Genomic DNA, 19792 nt, shown 5'->3' on the forward strand with positions numbered 1-19792 from the left:
CGCGGCCTGCGCCTGGCCGCGCCGTTTTGTCTTCTTCCCCGGTTTCTTGCGGCTTGCGCCTGCAACGCAGGGCCGCGCTGTGCCTGCTGGCCTGGTCAGCCGGTGCGGGCATGGTCCATGCTTCGGCGGAACCCGCGCTCGGCGATGTGTTCGTCACCGCGACGGCGCGTCCCGAAGACCGCGCGCGCATTGCCGCGACCACGCAGACCATTGACCGCGCCGAGATCGAGCGCTCGTCGGCGCGTTCGGTCACCGATCTGCTGGCCGAGCATGCGGTCGGCTTCCTCAGCGAATGGACCGCGGCGCAGACCTCGCTGAACCTGCGCGGCGCGGCCACCGACGGCCAGGGGCGCGACTACCGCGGCCAGGTCGCGGTGCTGCTCAACGGCAGGCGCGCGGGCACGGCCAATCTGTCGAAGCTGAGCCTGTCGGATGTGGAGCGCATAGAAATCGTGCGCGGCCCGGCCTCGGTGGTCTACGGCAGCCAGAACATGGGCGGCGTGATCAACATCATCCTGCGCACGGGCGCCAGCGGCGGCGTCAACCGCGCCTCGGTGGTCGGCGGCAGCGCCGGCCTGTGGCGCGCCGATACGCAGATCAGCGGCGCGAGCGCGCAGTGGGACTGGTACATAGGCGCCAACGCCGGCGGACGCGACGACTACAGCGCGGGCAGCGGCGGCGGCGAACAGCAGAACACCAGCTACAAGCGCCGCGGCGCGAGCGGCGCGCTGGGCTGGCAGATTGCCGACCTGCACCGCATCGAAATGCAGCTGCGCACCGACGGCATCTACAACGCGGGCTTCCGCGGATCGGGCGCAAACATCCACAGCCGCGACAACCGCTACAACCAGTCGGCCGATCTGCGCTACGAAGGCGCCTTGCCCGGCGGCCGCGTGAGCTGGCTGGCCCATCTCTACACCTTCGAGGACGTGGACGAATTCAACTGGGCCTCGCCGGTCATCAAGTCGGGCGTCAATGCCGTGCCGGGAACGGCGCGCGACTACAACATCCGCAAACTGGACGCCAGCGGCCTGCGGCTGCAGCCGCGGCTGCGCCTGTCGGATTCCAACGACCTGCTGCTGGGCTTCGACTACGAGAAGAACCGCCTGCGCTCCGAGCGCGAGCGCAATGCCATGCCCGGCGGCCCCGCGGGCCAGGTCGCGCCCTATGACAACAACCAGACCGAGCACACGCATGCGCTGTATCTGGAAGATGCGCAGAACTTCTTCGGCGATCGCCTGACGCTGCGCGCCGGCGTGCGCAAGACCTGGGGCGAGACGCGCTTCGACCAGACGCCCAACGTGGCGGCCGCACTGACCACGGCGCGCGACTACGACCAGACCACCTGGTCGACCGGCGCGACCTGGAAGGTCGACGACGCCTGGTCGCTGCGCGCGGGCGCGTCCACGGGCTTTCGCGCGCCCACGGCCAGCGAGCTGTCGGCCGATTTCACCGCGGTCGGCGGCGGGCGCAGCTTCGGCAACCCCAATCTGAAGCCCGAAGCCAGCCGCCAGATCGAAGTTGGCAGCACCTGGCGCCGCAGCGCCTGGAAAGTCGATGCCGCGCTGTTCCAGAACACGATCTCGGACCGCATCATCACGGTGTCGCGCGGCCCGACGACCAATACGTCCGACTACGCGAACAACGCCGCCGACATCGTCGCGCGCGGGCTGGAGCTCAGCGCCAACGCCGATCTGAACCAGCTGCTGGGCGTGTCGCTGGGCGGTCCGGTGCTCAGCGTGTTCGGCAATGGCTACTATCACTTCGAGATGAAGGACAAGGGCGCGGCCGCGTCGGCCAACACCGACCGCGTGCAGCGCATGTACCGGTACGAGGCCGCGGGCGGACTGCGGCTGGCGCGCGGCATGGACCGCAATCCCGGCGACTGGAGCGCGCAGCTGACGGCGCTGCTGCGCGGTCCGATGTGGTACGACACCGAAGAGAATCTGCTGATCCCCCAGGGCGAGCCCAGCAGCACTTTCATTCACCGCAAGGGCGCGTTCACGGTCTGGAACCTGCGCGGCGAATACCGCGTGAGCCGCGGCATGAAGCTGTTTGCGGGCATCAACAATATCTTCGACCTGAACCGCCATCCGATCTTCATCGCGCGCGATCAGCGGCCCTGCCTGGCCAATCCCATCTTCCAGAACGGCGGCTGCGGCACCTCGATGCCGGGCCGCGAATGGATGGTCGGCCTGCAGGCGGATTTCTGAGCGTGACGCTGCGCCGGCGGGCTCTCGGTGGGCTGGGGCTGGCCGCGCTGCTGCCTGGCGCAGCGGCGCGCGCTGGCGCTCCCATCCGCCTGCGCGATGCGCTGCGCCGCGACGTGCTGCTGCCCGGCCCGGCGCAGCGCATCGTGACCATCTTCTCTTCGAACACCGAACTCGTCGCGGCCCTGGGCCTGATGCAGCGCATCGTTGGCGTGGAGGAATACACGCGCTTTCCGCCCGAAGTGGCGGGCCTGCCCAAGGTCGGTGGGCGCCTGGGGTTCTCCGTCGATGCCGTGGTCGCGCAGCGTCCCGATCTGGTGATCGTCACGCCCGCGCGCCAGGCCGCGAACCAGCTGGTCGATCCCATGGAGCGCATAGGCGTGCCGGTGATGGTGCTGCTCAGCCGCAGCCTGGACGAAGTGCTGGGCAATGTGCGCCTGGTCGCGCAGGCCGCGGGCGTGGGCGCGCGCGGCGCGGCGCTGGTGCAGTCGCTGCAGCAGCGCTTGCGTGCCGTGGACGAACAGGTGAATGCGCGGGTGGGGGGCCAGCCCGCGCCGCGCGCGCTGATGATCACCGGCCGCCTGGGCAATGGCATGCTGCTGGTCGCGCGGCCCGGCACCTATACCAATGAAGCGATGCTGCGCGCCGGCGCGCGCCATGCGATTCCCGGCGTAGGCGCGCTGGCCCAGGTCTCGCCCGAGGCCGCGCTGGCAGCCGACCCCGATGTGCTGCTGTTCGCGGGCGCGCAGTCCGGACTCGATGATCTTGCGCGCCGCCCCGGCTGGCGCGACATGCGCGCGCTGCGCGCGCAGCGCGCGATCACGGTGGCGCGCGCCGAATTCCTGATTCCCGGTCCGCGCACTTTCGACGGCATTGAAACGCTGGCGCGCTGGATCACGCAGACGCAGCAGAAAGGATGGGGATGAATCCCTCCGGAAAAATGTGGTGCCTGGCCCTTGGGGCGCTGGCGCTGGCCGTGGTGCTGGGCATCTGCGCGGGCCATCAATGGGCCGCACCCGCCGAAATCTGGCAGGCGATCACCGAGCGCGACACGCTGCGCAGCCGCCTGCTGTGGGAGTGGCGCATGCCGCGCGTGCTGGCCGCGGCCTGCGTGGGCGCGCTGCTGGGGCTTTCGGGTGCGGTGTTCCAGGGCGTGTTCCGCAACCCGCTGGCCGAGCCTTATCTGCTGGGCGCTTCGGGCGGCGCGGCGCTGGGCGCGACCATTGCCTTGCTGGTGCCGCTGGGCCTGCCGCAGTCCTGGCTGCTGCCCCTGCTGGCCTTTGCCGGCGCCTGGGGCGCGACGATTCTGGTGCTGGGCGTGGCGCGCGTGGCCGGTGCCCTGGATGCCTCGGGCATGCTGCTGGCGGGCGTGGCGATGGCCGCGATGCTCGGCGCGATCCGTTCGTTCCTGATGCTGGCGCTGTCCGACGAGACCGTGAGCCTGCAGGTGGTGATGAGCTGGGTGCTGGGCGGCATTCAGACGCCGACCTGGAGCGGACTGGGCTGGCTCGCGCTGATCACGCTGGCCTGTCTTCTTGCCACGCAGACGCTGGCGCGCGGACTCGATCTGCTGGGCCTGGGCGACGCCACGGCGCAGTCGTTCGGCCTCGATGTCGCGCGCTTCGTGCCGCGCGCCGTGCTGCTGGGCTCGCTGGTCGTTGCCGCGGCCGTGGCCTATGGCGGGCTGGTGGCCTTTGTCGGCCTGGCCGCGCCGCATATCGCGCGCTGGTGGGTGGGGCCGCGCCACCGCTGGGTGCTGCCCGCGAGCGCGCTCGCCGGCGCGCTGGTCGTGACCGTGGCCGATGCGATTGCGCGCAGCGTGCTGCCGCCGGCCGAAGTGCCGCTGGGCCTGATCACCGCCGTGGCGGGCGGGCCGTTCTTCATCGTGCTGCTGGCTCGCCGGCTGCGCGCCTATGGAGGGCGCGCATGAACGACGCCGCAATGCTGTGCGCCGCCCATCTGCATCTGTCCCGGCAGGGCCGGGCGCTGCTTGACGATGTGTGCCTGGACCTGCCGCAGCGCGGCGCCGTGGCCCTGGTCGGGCCCAATGGCGCGGGCAAGTCCACGCTGCTGCAGGTGCTGGCCGGGCAGCTCGCGCCCGATAGCGGCGGCGTCACTTTGCAGGGCCGGCCGCTCAAGGCCCTCGATGTGCGCGCGCGCGCCCAGCGCCTGGGCTATATGCCGCAGCGCTTCGAGCCGCATTGGGATGTGACGCTGCTGGACCTGGTGCAGATGCGCCTGGCCGATCCCGCGCGGGCCGCGCAGGTGTTGGCCGAGGCCGATCTGCAAGCGCTGGGCGAGCGCCGCTGGAGCACGCTGTCGGGCGGCGAGCGCGCGCGCGGCATGCTGGCCGCAGTGCTGGCCACCGATCCGCCGGTGCTGCTGGCCGACGAGCCCGGCGCGGCGCTCGATGTGCAGCACCGGCTGGCGCTGGTGCAGGCGCTGGCGCGGCGCGGGCGCGAGCGGCTGGTGGTGGTCGTGATGCACGACCTCGATCTGGCTTTCGAGTGCTTCGATCGCGTGGTCGTGCTGCATGCGGGCCGCGTGGCCATGGACGGCGCGCCGGCGCAGTTGCTGCACGCGCCGCAACTTGACGCGGTGTTTGGCGTGCATTTCGAGCGCATCGCGGTGGCGCCAAATACCTTGCTGCGCGCGCGCAGCCTCACTTGGAAGGACAAGCCATGATGCGCATTGATATTGCAGGATGGACACGCGAGGCCATGGCAGGCGACCACCAGGCATTCCGCGCGATTTTCGAAAGCGCCGATCGCTGGGGCTATGACGGCGCCTGGTTCAGCGAATTCCGCGTGCCGCAAAGCGACTGGCAATACCCGTCGCCGCTGCTGCTGGCTGCGGCCCTGCTGGCGCGCACCGAGCGCCTGCGCGTGGGCACGGCGGTGCTGGTGCTGCCCTTGCACCACCCGATGATGCTGGCCGAGGAAATCGCCCAGCTTGACTTCCAGAGCGGCGGGCGCATCGACGTGGGAATCGGCCGCGGCACCGAGCCGGCGTCGCTGGCCGCGCTGGAAATCGACGCCGAGAGTACGCGCCAACGCTTTGAATGCGGCGCGCGCATTCTGCGCAATGCCTTGCGCGGCGACACCGTGGCCGCGGACGGCGGCCCCTGGAATTTCGCGCCGCGCAAATTGGCGCCGCTGCCGCTGCAGCGTCCGCACCCGCCGATCTACGTCGCTGGATCGACCGAGGAAACGCTGGGCTTTGCGCTGGCCGAGGACCTGCCTTTGCTGCTGAGCCTGGAGCCGCCCGAGACCACGCAGCTCGAGCGCCTGGCGCATTGCGCGCAGCGCCAGGTGCGCGACGCCAGGCCGCTGCTGGCGCGTTCGTCGCTGGCGCGCTATGTCTGCATTGGCGCCAATGCCGCCCAGGTACAGCAACAGCTCGAAGGCCTCTGGGAAAAGCTCTACGCGCGCCGCGTCTACTTTGCCGCCAGGCGCGGCGTGGCCGCGGCCGATGTGCCGCCCGTAGACCAGGCCAAGGTGCTGCGCGAGCAGTTCATCCATGGCACGCCAGAGCAATGCCATGCGCAGATCCTGGCGCTGCGCGAACGCTTGGGGCTGCGCAGCCTGCGCTGCATCTTCAATGCCAACGGCCTGTGGAGCAACGACGCGGCGCTGGCCGCGATGCAGTTGTTTGCGCAGGAAGTGCTGCCCGCATTGCATCGGTCGGAGCCCGTGGATGCCTGACAATCCCGGCATGGACTCCGAACAACTCCAGCGCCTTGTGACCGTGCAGATGCCCTATGGCAAATACCAGGGCCGCTGCATTGCCGATCTGCCCGGCAACTACCTGATGTGGATGGCGCGCGAAGGCTTTCCGCGCGGCGATCTGGGGCGCTTGCTGGCGCTGATGTACGAACTCGATCACAACGGCCTGTCGCACCTGCTCGATCCCTTGCGGGGCGCGCGTTCGTCTTGACATGAGGGCAGGCCGTTCATGGTTCGACAGGCTCACCACGAACGGTTTGCATGCATGCGTCCTGAGCCCTGATCTTGTCGCAGCAGCGGCTGGCCCCGCTAGCCCCGCCGCCTGCGCAGGCGCCGCCAGCCGATCACCATCCCGCTGCCACTGAGCAGCAGCCCGCCCAGGCTCAGCGTCAGCAGCGTGATGTCCCACAGCGGCCGGCGCTCGAGCAGCGGCAGCCAGTCCCAGCTGTGCAGCATGGCGAACAGCCAGCGGCTGGCGCGTTTGTGGCTGTCGAGCCGGCCCAGCACATTGCCGGTGTGCGGGTCCAGATGCACCCAGCTGGCATGCGTATCGTCAAAGACAATCCGCCAGATGGGCAGCGGGCGTTCGCTGGCGCCCATCATGCTGTGCGGCGCGCGCGCGTAGTAGTAGAGGTCGTAGTCGGTCAGCGTATCGATGCGCGCCACGGGGGCTGCAATCAACTGCGCGGCCGCGGTCTTCAATGCCGCGGGATCAAGGGCCAGCGGCCGGGCTGTGCCGGCATCGAACAGTTGCGCCGCGCCGCTGGCCGCCTGGGCAAATGCCGTGGGCCGGCCCAGCACCATCTGCCAGCGCAGTTCGCGCACCGGACCGCCGGCCGCGCCAATCAGCGCCTGGGGCGTTGCGTGTTGCGCCGTCAAGACCAGCGGCCCGCCTTGCAGTGCCGTGGTCTGCAGCGGCGCGGCTCCGCTGTCGAAGATGCGCCAGGGGTTCATCGACATCAGGCCGCTGAAGATCCAGGTGATGGTGATCAGTGCGAACAGCAGTCCCAAGACATGGTGCCAGCGCATCATGCGCCCGGGGTAGGGCGAGCGCGCGCCGCTGCGGTAGGGCCGGGTGAAACGCCAGCGCATGATGCCGACCGCGGTGCCCGCCAGCGCCACGCCAATGCCGGCAACCGACAGCCAGTTGACGATGTCGCTCCAGTAGGCATTGAACGCATTGCCGCGAAACGCGTAGAGCCAGTGGATCCACGCACCCGCGTAGTTCCACAGGCGTTCGGTGCGCGTCGCGTCGCGCACCACTTCGCCGGTCTGGCCGGAAACATAAAGCCAGCTATGGTCGGCGTCCGCGAGCTGCACGCGGTGCAGCGGGCGGTGCGCGTCCAGACCGCGCGAATGCGTGAACGCGTCCTCGTCGACGCTGCCCAGATACGCCAGGCCCTGGCTGCTGCCCGCATAGGCGGCCGCGCTGGCCAGCGCCCAGGATGCGTCCACGGGCGGCAGATGTTCGCCGTGCAGCGCGTCTATGACCATGACCTCGCCGCCGCGCGCGCCCGCGGGCGTGGCGAAGTAGACCGGCCGCCCGCCGCTGGCCGCGGCCAGGCGCAGGTCCTTGAGCGCGCTGCCGACGCCGGCGCGCTCCAGTGCCTGCGCGGGTGACAGCAGCGGCGCCGCCGCATCCAGCGCCGGCAGGTGCGCCAGCCGCTCGGCGGGTGTGAGCTTGGGGTAGCCCACATACATCATCACCATGCCCGAGACAAACCACATCGCGAAGAACGCGCACAGTGCAATGCCCAGCCAGCGGTGGGTCAGATAAAGCCAGCGTTTGGGGTGCAGTCGCATGGCCGGCGCTTTCAGTAGCTCACGCGCAGCGTGAGATCGGCGCTGCGCGCCGCGCCCAGGTAGGCCATGGTGCTGCTGACATTGGCCGCGTAGACACGGTCGGTGGCATTGCGCAGGCGCAGCTCCAGTGACATGTTGCGCTGGAGCTGGTAGCTCAGCCCCAGGTCCAGCAGCGTGTAGCCGGCCCAGCTTTGCGTGTTGGCGGCGTTGGCGTAGACCTTGCCCACATGGCGCAGCCCGGCGCTGGCCCGCAGCGCGGGCGTGAACGTATACGAAGTCCAGAGATTGGCGACGACTTCGGGGGTATTGGTCGGCGTGGTGCCGGCCAGCGATACGCCGCCCTGCTGGAAGTTCTCATAGCGCGCGCGCACCAGTCCCACATTGCCCTGGAGGAACCAGGCGCGGCTGGGCTGCAGGCCCAGCGCCAGCTCCAGGCCCTTGGCCGACTGCTCGCCGACCAGCACCGTGAGCGCGCTGTTGTTCGGATCCTGCGAAGCGATGTTCTTGCGCGTGAGGTGATAGGCGGCCAGCGTCGCGCTGCCCTTGCCGTTCCAGAAATCAAGCTTGCTGCCGACTTCCAGCTGGCGGCCCGTGGTCAGCGCGCTGTTGTTGCGCACATCGGCAAAAGAAGCCGTCGACAGCACGCCCGATGGTGGATCGGCGGCCGTGGCGTACTGCGCGTAGAGGTTGGCGCCGGGCGCGACATCCCAGACCACGCCGATGCGACCCGTGGTCGGCTGGTAGCTGCGCGCGAACGACGCGGGGTTGGCGGCCGTGACTTCGCGCCGGTTGGTCAACTCCAGCGCAATGCGTTCGTGGCGCAGCGCCGTGACCAGGTGCAGTGCGGGCGTGAGCGCGGTGCGGTTTTCGGCGTAGAGCGCCGTGGTTTCAATGCGGTTGTCGCGATCGGGCCTGAAACCCGGCGCCATGCCGGGAATGTCGAAGAAGCGCTCGGTGTCAAACGCATAGGGATTCACCGTGCTCACGGTCGCCGACAGGCTGTTGGGAAAGCGCGTCTGGCGGTTGAGGCTCAGTTCCAGGCCGAACGCCCAGTCGCTGCGCCGGCCCGCGATCTGGCCGTTGTAAGTGGCTTCGCTGCGGTTGCCGACCATGCGCTGGTCGTGGCGCTGCAGCAGCGCGGCCGAGCGGATCACGGCGCTGTTGTCGGCGTTGAAACGATAACTTTCGACATTGCGGTAATCGCGCAAGGCGTCATACGCATAGAACGTGTTCTTGAACTGCAGGGCGTCGTTGACGCGCCAGTCGGTGATGGAGCGCAGCCACTGCACGCGCTGGGCATAGAGGCCGTCGGCGCTGTTGTAGTTCTTGAAGCGCGTGCCTTCGTCGATGCGCAAGCTGCCCGTTGCGGGGTTGCGCAGCGGCGTGCCCCAGTAAGGCCGGTCCACGGTTTCGGTCTGGTACTCGTAGGCCAGCGTGTGGCGCAGGCCGCGGCCCAGGTCCGATAGCAGCGAGGTCGCAAGCTGGGTCGCACGGCTGTGCGTGCTGTCGGTCCAGCTGCCGCCGTCCTTGTGGTTCAGGTCCAGGCGCAGGAACTGCCCGTCGGCCAGGCGGCGGTTCAGGCCCAGCGAGGCTTCCTTGAGATCGTCGCTGCCCAGGCGCAGCTGGGCTTCGGAGAAGTCGTGGCGCTCGGGCAGCTTGGTGAGGTAGTTGATCGTGCCGCCTACACCGCCGGCACCATACAGAAAGCTCGACGCTCCGCCAACGGCCTCGACGCGGTCGTAGATCCAGCTGTCGACCGGGCGCGCCGCAATGCTGTACTGCACATGGATGCCGTTGAACAGCTGGCTCAGCGAACTGCCGCCAAAGCCGCGGTAGCTCACGCCAATGTTGCCGGGCGCGTCGTGCGCGGTGATGCCGGCAATGGCCTGCAGGATCTCCTGCGTGTTGCGCGCGCCGCGCGCTTCTATCGTCGAGCGCTCGACCACCGTGACGGCGGCCGGCGTCTCGCGCGGCGTGAGGCCCAGACGGCTGGCGGTTTCGGTGGGCGTATCGAGCGACAGCCGGCCGTTGGCCTGGGGCTGGGCGCTTCGGACTTCCACTGCGGACAGCGAAGGCGTCGCCTCCTGGGCCTGGGCCGTGAACGCGGTGGCGGCGAACAATGCCGCGGCCAGGGGCCGGCGGCGATGGGGCACATGAATATGGGTCATGGAAATCTGGTCTTGACGAACGAGAGCCGTGGCCTGGCGCAGCGACAGGAATCCCTGCGGCCATGGGTCGGTTTTGGAGATGAGGGGATGGCGCTGCGGCGCAGCGTGGGGCGCGCGTGCGAACGCGCCCGGGCCGGGTGTGGCCTCAGTGGGGAGGGCGGCGGCCCGTGCAGGCGCGCCGGTGCGGCATGGCCGCGCAGAGGCTAGAGGGTCAGGCCGGCGGGCCGCGCGGCGGCAAGGGCGCGCCCGCGATCGCGGCAATGCGCGCCGAAACCACGGGCTGCAGCGCCCGGCCCAGCGGCTGGGGCTGGGCAATGAACTGCGCGGCCTGCGGCGGCGGCGGGGCGGTGACGTTCAGGCACAGCGGGCAGTCGAGCCCGTGCTGGCCGTTGGCCGTGACCTGCTGACCGTTGTCGTCGACGACGATCACTTTCATGCTGCCGTTGGCCGAGCACAGCATCTGCAGCGACTGCGGATTCACGATGGGGGAAGCCACGGCACATCCCAGCGTCAGGACGAACCAGACCATGACCAGTCGGGCCAGTGGTATGGAGTTGCGCAGGATTTGCATGACGGCACATTATGGCGTGGTCGCCGGCGGCTTGTGCGAATCCGCCTACAAACAACAACGGAGCCCTGGGGCTCCGTTGTGTGGTGACAAGGGCCGGGACCAGCCCGGACCGCATGCCGATTTACTTGACCGCGGCGCGCGCGGCTTCGGCCTTGGCCTTGGCGGCATCGGCCTTGGCCTGCAGGTCGGCGGCTTCGGCTTCGGCCGCCTTGGCTTCAGCGGCCTTGGCGTCCGCTGCCTTGTCGCCCGAAGGGCCGGCCATGGCGTTGCCGACCACACTGCCGGCGACGGCGCCGACAGCGGCCGCGCCCATCATGCCCATCATGCCGGGGCCGCGTGCGGGGGCTGCAGCAGCGGCGGGAGCCGCAGCGGCGGCAGGCGCTGCTGCAGCGGGCGCTGCCGCTGCTGGCGCTGCTGCGGGCGCTGCCGCAGCGGGCGCTGCGGCGGGCGCTGCCGCAGCGGGCGCTGCGGCGGCGGGAGTCGCCGGGCGCGCGGCCGTGGGGGCTGCCACGGGCGCAGGTGCGGGAGCGGTCTTGCCAATGCTGGCCGGGCGAACGGACTTGGAGCCGCCCATGCGTTTGGCGTGGGCCAGGCTAGGCGCGAGCAGCGCGGCGCAGGTCATGGCAAGCACGGAAACAGTGGCGCGGTAAGAAATGTTCACGGAGATTCCTAAATGAAAAGTCAACAGACAGATGACCCATGCGGAGACCGGCGCCGGCTGCATGCGCAACCAGGCTCTCGGACTCACGGAAAGTACATGGGGGGACTGCGCCGGAATGCAAGCGTTGCCGCGGGAAAGCCGGGTAACGATTGGTCAGCGCAGTGCGCGCGCTTGGAAGAAGTCGTTTTATGCGCGCAGCCGTTGATTCTAGGGCGCTGGCGCCGCGCCGCCGCAAAAATGACGGGGCGCGGCGCGGGCCATTGCCCGGCGCACCCGTTCAGCGGCTCAGCGCAGGATTTCGAGCAGGCGGTCCAGGCCGCCCTGGTTGATCGCGATCTGGGCTTCGGCGCGCACCCGCGGCTTGGCGTGGAAAGCCACCGACAGGCCCGCGGCGGCCATCATCGGCAGGTCGTTGGAGCCATCGCCCACGGCAATGCATTGCTTGGGATCGATGCCCAGCAGCGAGGCCACCTCAAGCAGCGTGCGGCGTTTTTCCGCGCCGTCGCAGATGTCGCCCCAGGGCTGCTCGATCAGCCCGCCGGTCAGCACGCCGTTGTCGCTTTCGAGCATGTTGGCGCGCACGAAGTCGATGTTCAGCAGGCCGCGCACATGTTCGGCGAAAAAGGTGAAGCCGCCCGAGACCAGCAGCACCTTGAGGCCGGCCTTCTGGCAGGCCTGGACCAGCGTCTGCGCGCCCGGCGAGAGCTGCAGGCGCTGGTCGCGCACGCCGGCCATGTCGGCTTCGGTCACGCCCTTGAGCAGGGCCACGCGCTGGCGCAGGCTTTCCTTGAAGTCGGTGATCTCACCGCGCATCGTGGCTTCGGTGATCGCCGCGACTTCGGCTTTCTTGCCCGTGGCATCGGCGATCTCGTCGATGCACTCGATGGTGATCAGCGTCGAGTCCATGTCGAAGGCGATGAGCTTGTAGTCGCTCAGACGCAGGGGCGCAGGGGTGCGCTGGACCATCAGGCCGGGGGCAAATTCGGTAGCGGCGCTCATTGTGGGGCGGTGGAATGCAATAGGTGAAAAAAGTGCCGGCGCGCAAGCACCGGCAGGGGTTGCGTATTATCGCCTCGAGCGCCGGACAAGACCCCGTCCTGGGGCTTACTGGGGCGTGAGTCCCGCGGCCTTGACCAGCTCCGCGTGCAGCTTGATTTCCTCGGCAATCGTCTGCTGCAGCTGCTGCGGCGTGGTGGGCGCGACTTCCATGCCGTTCTCGCCGAGCTTGGTCCGGATGTCGCCGGCCAGAATGCCGTGCACCGCGCGGTTGAGCTTGTCGATCACCGCGGGCGGTGTCTTTGCGGGCGCGAGCAGGCCGACCCAGGCCGACAGATTCAGATCGGCAAAGCCGCTTTCCGCCATGGTGGGCGTGTCCTTGAGCACGGGCGAACGCTGCGGGCTCAGCAGGCCCAGCGCGTGCAGCTTGCCCGACTGGATATGCGGCAAGGCCTCGGGCAGCACCGCAAACAGCATGTCGACATTGCCGGCCAGCGTGTCGTTGACGGCCGGCGCGCCGCCCTTGTAGGGCACATGCAGCATGCTGGCCTTGGTGCGGGTCTCGAACATCAGCGCCGCCAGATGCTGGGGGCTGCCATCGCCCGATGATGCATAGGTCAGTTTGCCCGGCGCGGCCTTGGCGGCCGCCAGCAGCGCCGCGACGCTGGGAAACTTCTGCCTGTCCTTGACGACCAGCACCATGGGCTGGTTGACCAGCTTGGTGATAGGCACGAAGTCGGCCTGCGGGTCGTAGGGCAGGGACTTGAAGATGCTCTTGTTGGTCGTGAGAAACGAGGCCGGCGAGACAGTCAGCGTATAGCCGTCGGCCGGCGCGCGCGCCACGGCGGGCAGGCCGATCTGGCCCGAGGCGCCGGCGCGGTTCTCGACGACGAAAGGCTGGCCCAGTTCGGCCGCGAGCTTCTGGCTCACGACGCGCGCAATCATGTCGGCGCTGCCGCCCGCGGGCAGGGCCACCAGCACCTTGACAGGGCGTTCGGGGTAGCTGCCCTGGGCCAGCGCTGGCAAAGCCAGGCCCCCCGTGGCGAGTGCGCAGGCGAGGGCGGAAATCAGGCGTCGAAGATGCATGGCAAGGCTTTCGCAAAAGAACTGAAAGCAGGCGGTCTGCCTGCAGGAGAGCTTTTGCAAATCTTGTGCCAGCCCGCTTGGTTCGTGGGCTTTTTTTCTTCTAAGCTGTGGTTTGCGCCACAGGCCAAGGAAACACCCGAGGCGCAATGCCTGCGCCTTCGGGTATTACGCCGCCACTGCCTCGCCGGCCTTGAGCGGCTGGCCCAGGCTCCTGAGCACATCGCGCACCAGCTGGGCGCGCGCCATGGGGTCGGGCAGCGCGCGTTCTATGCGCAGCTTCTCGTTGCCCGCGAGCTTGATGTGCTTGTTCTTCTGGATCAGGCCGATGATGTTCATCGGGTCAATCGGCGGCTGGGGCTTGAACGTGATGGTGATCACCCCCGGCGCAGCATCGACCTTGACCACGCCATAGGGCTGGCTCAGCACGCGCAGCCGGTGCACGTCGATCAGCGTCTGCGCCTGCGGCGGCAGCTTGCCGAAGCGGTCGACGATTTCTTCCAGCAGGTTGTCGATCTGTTCGCTGGTCCTGGCTGTCGCCAGCTTCTTGTAGAACGACAGCCGCAGGTGCACATCGCCGCAATAGCTGTCGGGCAGCAGAGCGGGGGCGTGCAGGTTGATGTCCGTGGACACCGACAGCGGCGCCAGCAGATCGGGCTCCTTGCCTTCCTTGAGCGAGCGCACGGCCTCGGACAGCATTTCGTTGTAGAGCTGAAAGCCGACTTCCATCATGTTGCCGCTCTGGTTCTCGCCCAGCACTTCGCCCGCGCCGCGGATCTCGAGGTCGTGCATGGCCAGATAGAAGCCGCTGCCCAGCTCTTCCATCTGCTGGATGGCGTCCAGCCGCTGCTGGGCCTGCTTGGTCAGGCTGTCGATGTCGGGCACCATCAGATAGGCATAGGCCTGGTGGTGGCTGCGGCCCACGCGCCCGCGCAGCTGGTGCAGCTGGGCCAGGCCGAACTTGTCGGCGCGGCTGATCAGAATGGTGTTGGCGCTGGGCACGTCGATGCCGGTCTCGATGATGGTCGAGCACAGCAGGATGTTGTAGCGCTGGGCGACGAAGTCGCGCATCACGCGTTCGAGTTCGCGCTCGGGCATCTGGCCGTGGGCCACGGCAATCCGCGCCTCGGGCAGTATCTCTTCGAGCTTTTGGCGCCGGTTCTCTATGGTCTCGACTTCGTTGTGCAGGAAGTAGCACTGGCCGCCGCGCTTGAGTTCGCGCAGCACGGCCTCGCGGATCACGCCCGTGCCTTCGCTGCGCACGAAGGTCTTGATCGCCAGGCGGCGCTGCGGCGCGGTGGCAATCACGCTCAGGTCGCGCAGGCCTTCGAGCGCCATGCCCATGGTGCGCGGAATGGGCGTGGCGGTGAGCGTGAGCACGTCGACTTCGGCGCGCAGCGCCTTCATCTGCTCCTTGTGGCGCACGCCGAAACGGTGTTCCTCGTCGATGATCAGCAGGCCCAGGTCATGGAACTGCGTGGACTCCGACAGCAGCTTGTGCGTGCCGACGACGATGTCCACCGTGCCGTCGGCAATGCCTTTGACGGCTGCGGTGATCTCCTTGCCCGAGCGAAAGCGCGAGACTTCGGCCACGCGTATCGGCCAGCGCGCGAAGCGGTCGACCAGCGTGCGGTAGTGCTGCTCGGCGAGCAGCGTGGTGGGCGCGAGAAACGCGACCTGCTTGCCGCCGGTGACGGCGACAAACGCCGCGCGCAGCGCGACTTCGGTCTTGCCGAAGCCCACATCGCCGCAGACCAGACGGTCCATGGGCTGGGGGCTGATCATGTCGTGCACCACGGCGTGGATCGCGGCCTTCTGGTCGGCGGTTTCCTCGAAGCCGAAGTCGTTGGCAAAGGTCTCGTAGTCCTGCGGGCTGTAGCGGAACGCATGGCCCTGGCGCGCGGCGCGGCGCGCGTAGATGTTGAGCAGCTCGGCGGCGGAGTCGCGCACCTGCTCGGCGGCCTTGCGCTTGGCTTTTTCCCACTGGTTGCCGCCGAGCTTGTGCAGCGGCGCGTCCTCGGGCGACATGCCGGTGTAGCGGCTGATGAGCTGCAGCTGGCTCACGGGCACGTACAGCACGGCGTCGCCCGCATAGGCCAGGTGCAGGAATTCCTGCTGCGCGGGGCTGCCGTCGGGGTTTTGCTGGCCCACATCCATGTTGACCAGACCCTGGTAGCGGCCAATGCCATGCTGGCTGTGCACCACCGGGTCGCCGATCTGCAGTTCGGACAGGTCCTTGATCAGCGCCTCGACATCGCTGACCTGCTCCTGCTTCTTGCGCCTGCGCGTGGTCGGGCCGGCGGCAAACAGCTCGGTTTCGGTGACGAAATCAATGCCCGCGCTGTCCCAGTGAAAGCCCGTGGCCAGCGGCGCCGTGGCAATGCCTATCTTCTCGCTGCCATCGGCCTCGAACTGCGCCAGCGAATCGAATGCCGGCGGGTTGAGCTGCGAGGCGCGGAAGAAGTCCAGCAGGCTTTCGCGCCGGCCGTCGCTTTCGGCCAGCAGCAGCACGCGCTGCGGGGTCTGCGCGAGGTGAGCGTGCAGGCGCGCGAGCGGGTCGTCGGCGCCGCGCACCACCGACAGGTCGGGCAGGGGCTGGAATTCGCTGCTGGCCAGCTGGTCGGCGGAAACTTCCGCCGCGGGCCCGCCCGCCGCACGCACCGCCAGCTGCGCATAGCTCTTGGCACGCAGATAGAACTGCTCGGCGCTCAGGAACAGCGATTCGGGCGGCAGCGCGGGGCGCTCGGGGTCGCCCTGCACCAGGCGGTAGCGGTCCTTGGTGTCCTGCCAGAAACGCTGGAAAGCGGGCTCGAGATCGCCGTGCAACACCACCGCTGCCTCTTCGCCGAGGTAGTCGAACACCGTGGCCGATTCCTCGAAGAACAGCGGCAGGTAGTACTCGATGCCGGCCGTGGCCACGCCGTTGCCCATGTCCTTGTAGACGCGGCTGCGCGTGGGATCGCCTTCGAGCAGTTCGCGCCAGCGGCTGCGAAACAGCGCGCGCGCGTCGTCGTCCATGGGGAATTCGCGCCCGGGCAGCAGCCGCACTTCGGGCACGGGGTAGAGGCTGCGCTGGGTGTCGGGATCGAAAGTGCGTATCGAGTCGATCTCGTCGTCGAACAGGTCGACGCGGTAGGGCACGGCCGAGCCCATGGGGAACAGGTCGATCAGGCCGCCGCGCACCGCGTACTCGCCATGGCTCACGACCTGCGAGACATGCGAGTAGCCGGCCAGCGTCAGCTGGGCCTTGAGCTTGGCTTCGTCGAGCTTTTGCCGCACCTTGAAATGAAAGGTGTAGCCGGCGAGAAAGCTTGGCGGCGCCAGCCGGTACAGCGCCGTGGTGGCCGGCACCAGCACCACGTCGGCGCCGGTCGCATGGTCGTGCTGGCTGATGCGCCACAGCGTTGCCAGGCGCTCGCTGATCAGGTCCTGGTGCGGCGAGAACGTGTCGTAGGGCAGGGTTTCCCAGTCGGGAAACAGCGCGCAGCGCAGCTCGGGCGCGAAGAACGCCAGCTCCTCCATGAGGCGCTGGGCATCGCTGGCGTCGGCCGTGACGATGGCCGTGACACGGCCCGCGGCCTTTTCGCGGGCTCCCACCTGCGCCAGCAGCAGCGCGTCGGCGCTGCCCACGGGGCGGGGGAGAGTGAATCGTTTGCCGGGAGTGAGTTTGGGCAGTTCCATGCGGTAGGTCGTTGGCGACTGAGGATCGGCCGGGTGGCGGTCGGAAAGCAAGGGTCGATTCTAGAATGGCGCCCATGAACGATTCCCTGCCGCCTTCAATTGACCCATACGACGAAGCTGCTAACCGCAGTCCGGCCCGGCTCTGGGCCTTCGTGCCCTGCGCGGGCGTGGGTGCGCGCGCCATTGCCCCGGGCCAGCGCGCCGATCTGCCCAAGCAATACCAGCCGGTCGCAGGCCGGCCGCTGGTGCTGCACACGCTGGCGGCACTGGCCGGCGTCGCGCGGCTGTCCGGCACGCTGGTGGGGGTCAGCGCGGGCGACGGCTTCTTCGAGACGCTGACCACCGACGCTGCGCCCACCTGGCGCGTGGCGGCCTGCGGCGGCGCGACGCGCGCCGACACCGTGCTGGGCGGCCTGGCCGAGCTCGCGGCGCAGGGCGCGACCGATGCGGACTGGGTGCTGGTGCATGACGCGGCGCGCTGCCTGCTCACGCCGGCCATGGTGGACCGGCTGATCGACGCCTGCCTGGGCGACCCCGTGGGCGGGCTGCTGGCCCATCAGCTGCCCGATACGCTCAAGGAGGCGCGGGTCGAAGGCGGGGTGGCGCGCGTGGCGGCGACGCTGCCGCGCGCCGGAAAATGGCTGGCGCAGACACCGCAGATGTTCCGCCTCGGGCCCTTGCGCGCCGCGCTGCAGGCCATGGGCGCGGCCGCGACCGACGAAGCCAGCGCCATCGAGGCCCAGGGCCTGCGGCCGCTGCTGGTGGCCGGCAGCGCGCAGAATTTCAAGGTCACCTACCCCGAGGACTTTGCGCTGGCCGTGGCCGTGATCGAGTCGCGCGAGCGCGCACGCATCGGATAATCGGCTTTCCAAGAGCTTTGCGAAAGTCGCGTCAACAATGTCTATTCAATTTCGTATCGGTGAAGGCTGGGATGTGCATGCGCTGGTGCCTGGCCGCAAGCTGATCATTGGCGGAATCGAGATTCCCCACAGCATGGGGCTGCTGGGCCATTCCGATGCCGATGTGCTGCTGCATGCAATCACCGATGCGCTGCTGGGCGGCGCGGCGCTGGGCGATATCGGCCGGCATTTTCCCGATACCGACCCTGAATTCAAGGGCGCGGACTCGCTCAAGCTGCTGGTCGAGGCCGCGCGCCGCGTGCGCGCCACGGGCCTGGAAATCGGCAACATCGACAGCACGGTGATTGCCCAGGCGCCCAAGCTCGCTCCCCATATCGGCGCGATGTGCGCCTGCATCGCGCAGGCGCTGGGCCTGGCGCTCGATCAGGTCAATGTCAAGGCCAAGACGGCCGAGAAACTGGGCCCGGTCGGGCAGCTGCAGGCCATGGAGGCGCGCGCCGCCGTGCTGCTGTTCAGGCCTGCTTAGCGCGCGGCGGCAACTGGCGCTTGACCTGGGGCCGTTGCAGGCGCTGCTCGGGGTCCTTGCCGTCGGGCAGGCTGGTGGCGCGCTGCAGCTGGATATGGGCCGCAAGGCCGCCTGAAGCGGTATTCGACAGCGCGAACACCCCGCCCATGCGCTGCACGGTCTTGTCGACGATCGACAGCCCCAGACCCGCGCCCGCGGCGGCGGTGCGCGCGGAGTCGCCGCGGAAGAACGGCTGGGTCAGACGCGCGAGCTGCTCGGGCGGCACGCCCTGGCCGCGGTCGCGAATGCGCATCACGACCCAGTTTTCGCGCGCCTTGGCCGTGACTTCCACCTGGGCGGTGTCGGTGTCCGGGCTCTTGCCGTAGCGGCGCGCATTCTCCAGCAGATTGGAGACCACGCGCGCGAGCTCGACTTCGTCGGCGCGCACATAAAGCCCTTCGGGCACGTCCATGCTGATCTGCAGTTCGCGGTGATCCTGCACCGCATAGACGCAGGACGACACCACGGCGTGCAGGTTCACCGTGGTCAGCGTGACATGGTCGGGGCGCGCGTAATCGAGGAACTTGTCTATGGTCGCGTCGAGCTGCACGATGTCGGCGACCATATGGTCGCGCGCCACGTCATCGGCCACGCTCATCTCGGTTTCCAGCCGCAGCCGCGCCAGCGGCGTGCGCAGGTCGTGCGAGATGCCGGCCAGCATGACGGCGCGGTCCTGCTCGAGTTTGGAGAGCTTCTGCGCCATGCGGTTGAAGCCGATGTTGACTTCGCGGATCTCACTGGTGACCGCCTGCTCGTCGAGCTGGCTGGCTTCGAAATTGCCGTCGCGCACGCGGTTGGCGGCCTCGCTGAGCTGTTTGAGCGGCCGGTTGATGAGGCGTGCGATGACGGCTGCACCGGCCAGCGAAAGAACGCCCGCGGTGATCAGCCACACCAGCCAGGTGCGCCCGCCGGCCGGGCTGAAGCGCGAGCGGTCCATCAGCAGCCAGTTGGGGTCGCCGTTGATGGTGAATCCCACCCAGATGCCGGCTTCGCCATTCACGCTGCGCGCCACGATGGTGCCCGGACCCAGGCGCGCCGTCAGTTCGTCGTGCAGGCGGCTGCCGAGCGCGCTCTGGTCCAGCAGTTCGAACTTGTCGTTGGGTTCGCGCGGAAGAATGCGCACGCCTTCCTGGTCGGCCATGGTCTTGATCAGCGACACGCGGGCGATCGCGTCCGCATGCACCAGGGCCGCGCGGCTCAGATTCACCAGCGACGCCACCTGCTGCGCGGTGTGCAGTGTGCGCGGCTCGAACTCGAAGGCGCGCAGCGTCTGCAGCCAGGCCAGGATGCTGCCGACCAGCAGCAGCGCCAGCAGGCAGAACGTGCGCCAGAACAGGTTCAGATTCAGCCGCGAGCGCGAACGCGCGCCGCCGCGCCCATTGGTGTAGTCCAACGGAACGGGGCTGGTGGCGTCAGGAGCGGGAGCGGTGGATACGGTCATCGGTGGAACACCGCTGGTGGGCGGTAGC

The 19792-nt window shown here is 68.8% G+C and carries 16 protein-coding genes; 8 read left to right on the forward strand and 8 right to left on the reverse strand.

Annotation, left to right across the window (positions count from 1 at the left end; translation table 11 throughout):
* The first annotated feature begins 53 nt into the window (after positions 1-53).
* Genes ACSVDO_RS07845 through ACSVDO_RS07870 form a run of 6 tightly spaced genes read left to right on the forward strand, consistent with a single transcriptional unit; the run spans position 54 to position 6146 of the window.
* Entirely contained in the window at positions 54-2213 is a 2160-nt protein-coding gene (locus tag ACSVDO_RS07845) for a TonB-dependent receptor (RefSeq protein WP_489595718.1), read from the forward strand.
* Positions 2214-2215: 2 nt separating this feature from the next.
* Entirely contained in the window at positions 2216-3136 is a 921-nt protein-coding gene (locus ACSVDO_RS07850; protein WP_489595720.1) for an ABC transporter substrate-binding protein, read from the forward strand.
* Positions 3133-4140 carry a FecCD family ABC transporter permease gene (locus ACSVDO_RS07855; RefSeq protein WP_489595722.1) on the forward strand — a complete coding sequence of 336 codons (1008 nt, stop codon included), beginning with the start codon at positions 3133-3135 and terminating at the stop codon, positions 4138-4140. Before ACSVDO_RS07850 ends, ACSVDO_RS07855 begins: the two co-directional genes overlap by 4 nt.
* The gene (locus tag ACSVDO_RS07860; protein ID WP_489595724.1) at positions 4137-4895 is read left to right on the forward strand and encodes an ABC transporter ATP-binding protein; all 759 of its coding nucleotides are present in this window, start codon (positions 4137-4139) and stop codon (positions 4893-4895) included. Before ACSVDO_RS07855 ends, ACSVDO_RS07860 begins: the two co-directional genes overlap by 4 nt.
* Positions 4892-5914 carry an LLM class flavin-dependent oxidoreductase gene (locus ACSVDO_RS07865; RefSeq protein ID WP_489595726.1) on the forward strand — a complete coding sequence of 341 codons (1023 nt, stop codon included), beginning with the start codon at positions 4892-4894 and terminating at the stop codon, positions 5912-5914. The genes ACSVDO_RS07860 and ACSVDO_RS07865 overlap by 4 nt, the downstream gene beginning before the upstream one ends.
* Positions 5915-5924: 10 nt before the next feature.
* Positions 5925-6146, forward strand: coding sequence for a DUF3820 family protein (locus tag ACSVDO_RS07870; RefSeq protein WP_332534452.1), 222 nt, complete (start codon positions 5925-5927; stop codon positions 6144-6146).
* Positions 6147-6244: 98 nt separating this feature from the next.
* Here the strand turns inward: ACSVDO_RS07870 and ACSVDO_RS07875 are convergent, their stop codons facing one another.
* The 7 genes from ACSVDO_RS07875 to mfd all read right to left on the reverse strand — a co-directional run bounded on the left by ACSVDO_RS07875 (position 6245) and on the right by mfd (position 16898).
* Positions 6245-7738: a PepSY domain-containing protein gene (locus ACSVDO_RS07875; protein ID WP_489595728.1), complete on the reverse strand. Its 1494-nt coding sequence runs from the start codon at positions 7736-7738 to the stop codon at positions 6245-6247.
* 11 nt (positions 7739-7749) lie between these two features.
* Positions 7750-9906: a TonB-dependent receptor gene (locus ACSVDO_RS07880; RefSeq protein ID WP_489595730.1), complete on the reverse strand. Its 2157-nt coding sequence runs from the start codon at positions 9904-9906 to the stop codon at positions 7750-7752.
* Between the two features lie 211 nt (positions 9907-10117).
* Positions 10118-10477, reverse strand: a complete 360-nt coding sequence (locus ACSVDO_RS07885) for a DUF2946 family protein (protein ID WP_489595732.1) — start codon at positions 10475-10477, stop codon at positions 10118-10120.
* Between the two features lie 121 nt (positions 10478-10598).
* The gene (locus ACSVDO_RS07890) at positions 10599-11099 is read right to left on the reverse strand and encodes an ABC transporter substrate-binding protein (RefSeq protein ID WP_489596361.1); all 501 of its coding nucleotides are present in this window, start codon (positions 11097-11099) and stop codon (positions 10599-10601) included.
* 324 nt (positions 11100-11423) lie between these two features.
* Positions 11424-12137: a phosphoserine phosphatase SerB gene (serB, locus tag ACSVDO_RS07895; protein WP_332534313.1), complete on the reverse strand. Its 714-nt coding sequence runs from the start codon at positions 12135-12137 to the stop codon at positions 11424-11426.
* A gap of 105 nt (positions 12138-12242) precedes the next feature.
* Positions 12243-13220: a Bug family tripartite tricarboxylate transporter substrate binding protein gene (locus ACSVDO_RS07900; RefSeq protein WP_489595734.1), complete on the reverse strand. Its 978-nt coding sequence runs from the start codon at positions 13218-13220 to the stop codon at positions 12243-12245.
* A 165-nt stretch (positions 13221-13385) separates the two neighbouring features.
* Entirely contained in the window at positions 13386-16898 is a 3513-nt protein-coding gene (mfd, locus tag ACSVDO_RS07905) for a transcription-repair coupling factor (RefSeq protein WP_489596362.1), read from the reverse strand.
* 74 nt (positions 16899-16972) lie between these two features.
* Here mfd and ACSVDO_RS07910 point away from each other — a divergent pair, with 74 nt between their 5' ends.
* Both ACSVDO_RS07910 and ispF read left to right on the forward strand, forming a co-directional pair.
* Entirely contained in the window at positions 16973-17758 is a 786-nt protein-coding gene (locus tag ACSVDO_RS07910; protein ID WP_489595736.1) for an IspD/TarI family cytidylyltransferase, read from the forward strand.
* 43 nt (positions 17759-17801) lie between these two features.
* Positions 17802-18284 (forward strand): 2-C-methyl-D-erythritol 2,4-cyclodiphosphate synthase, encoded by a 483-nt coding sequence (gene ispF / locus ACSVDO_RS07915; protein ID WP_332537205.1) that lies wholly within the window; start codon positions 17802-17804, stop codon positions 18282-18284.
* On the opposite strand, the gene ACSVDO_RS07920 is transcribed toward ispF, so the two are convergent.
* A complete protein-coding gene (locus ACSVDO_RS07920; RefSeq protein WP_332537197.1) occupies positions 18271-19764 on the reverse strand; it encodes an ATP-binding protein in 1494 nt (497 codons plus the stop codon). The two genes, ispF and ACSVDO_RS07920, sit on opposite strands and share 14 nt — an antisense overlap.
* Positions 19765-19792 lie beyond the last annotated feature (28 nt).

Source organism: Comamonas sp. DB36 (assembly GCF_057914905.1).

What these genes read in the sequence shown, in the direction of transcription:
- ACSVDO_RS07885 (WP_489595732.1), bottom strand. Translation starts at nt 10,477, where the DNA reads ATGCAAATCCTGCGCAACTCCATACCACTGGCCCGACTGGTCATGGTC.
- ACSVDO_RS07900 (WP_489595734.1), bottom strand. Translation starts at nt 13,220, where the DNA reads ATGCATCTTCGACGCCTGATTTCCGCCCTCGCCTGCGCACTCGCCACG.
- ACSVDO_RS07910 (WP_489595736.1), top strand. Translation starts at nt 16,973, where the DNA reads ATGAACGATTCCCTGCCGCCTTCAATTGACCCATACGACGAAGCTGCT.
- mfd (WP_489596362.1), bottom strand. Translation starts at nt 16,898, where the DNA reads ATGGAACTGCCCAAACTCACTCCCGGCAAACGATTCACTCTCCCCCGC.
- ACSVDO_RS07880 (WP_489595730.1), bottom strand. Translation starts at nt 9,906, where the DNA reads ATGACCCATATTCATGTGCCCCATCGCCGCCGGCCCCTGGCCGCGGCA.
- ACSVDO_RS07890 (WP_489596361.1), bottom strand. Translation starts at nt 11,099, where the DNA reads ATGACCTGCGCCGCGCTGCTCGCGCCTAGCCTGGCCCACGCCAAACGC.
- serB (WP_332534313.1), bottom strand. Translation starts at nt 12,137, where the DNA reads ATGAGCGCCGCTACCGAATTTGCCCCCGGCCTGATGGTCCAGCGCACC.
- ACSVDO_RS07865 (WP_489595726.1), top strand. Translation starts at nt 4,892, where the DNA reads ATGATGCGCATTGATATTGCAGGATGGACACGCGAGGCCATGGCAGGC.
- ACSVDO_RS07875 (WP_489595728.1), bottom strand. Translation starts at nt 7,738, where the DNA reads ATGCGACTGCACCCCAAACGCTGGCTTTATCTGACCCACCGCTGGCTG.
- ACSVDO_RS07860 (WP_489595724.1), top strand. Translation starts at nt 4,137, where the DNA reads ATGAACGACGCCGCAATGCTGTGCGCCGCCCATCTGCATCTGTCCCGG.
- ACSVDO_RS07920 (WP_332537197.1), bottom strand. Translation starts at nt 19,764, where the DNA reads ATGACCGTATCCACCGCTCCCGCTCCTGACGCCACCAGCCCCGTTCCG.
- ACSVDO_RS07855 (WP_489595722.1), top strand. Translation starts at nt 3,133, where the DNA reads ATGAATCCCTCCGGAAAAATGTGGTGCCTGGCCCTTGGGGCGCTGGCG.
- ACSVDO_RS07870 (WP_332534452.1), top strand. Translation starts at nt 5,925, where the DNA reads ATGGACTCCGAACAACTCCAGCGCCTTGTGACCGTGCAGATGCCCTAT.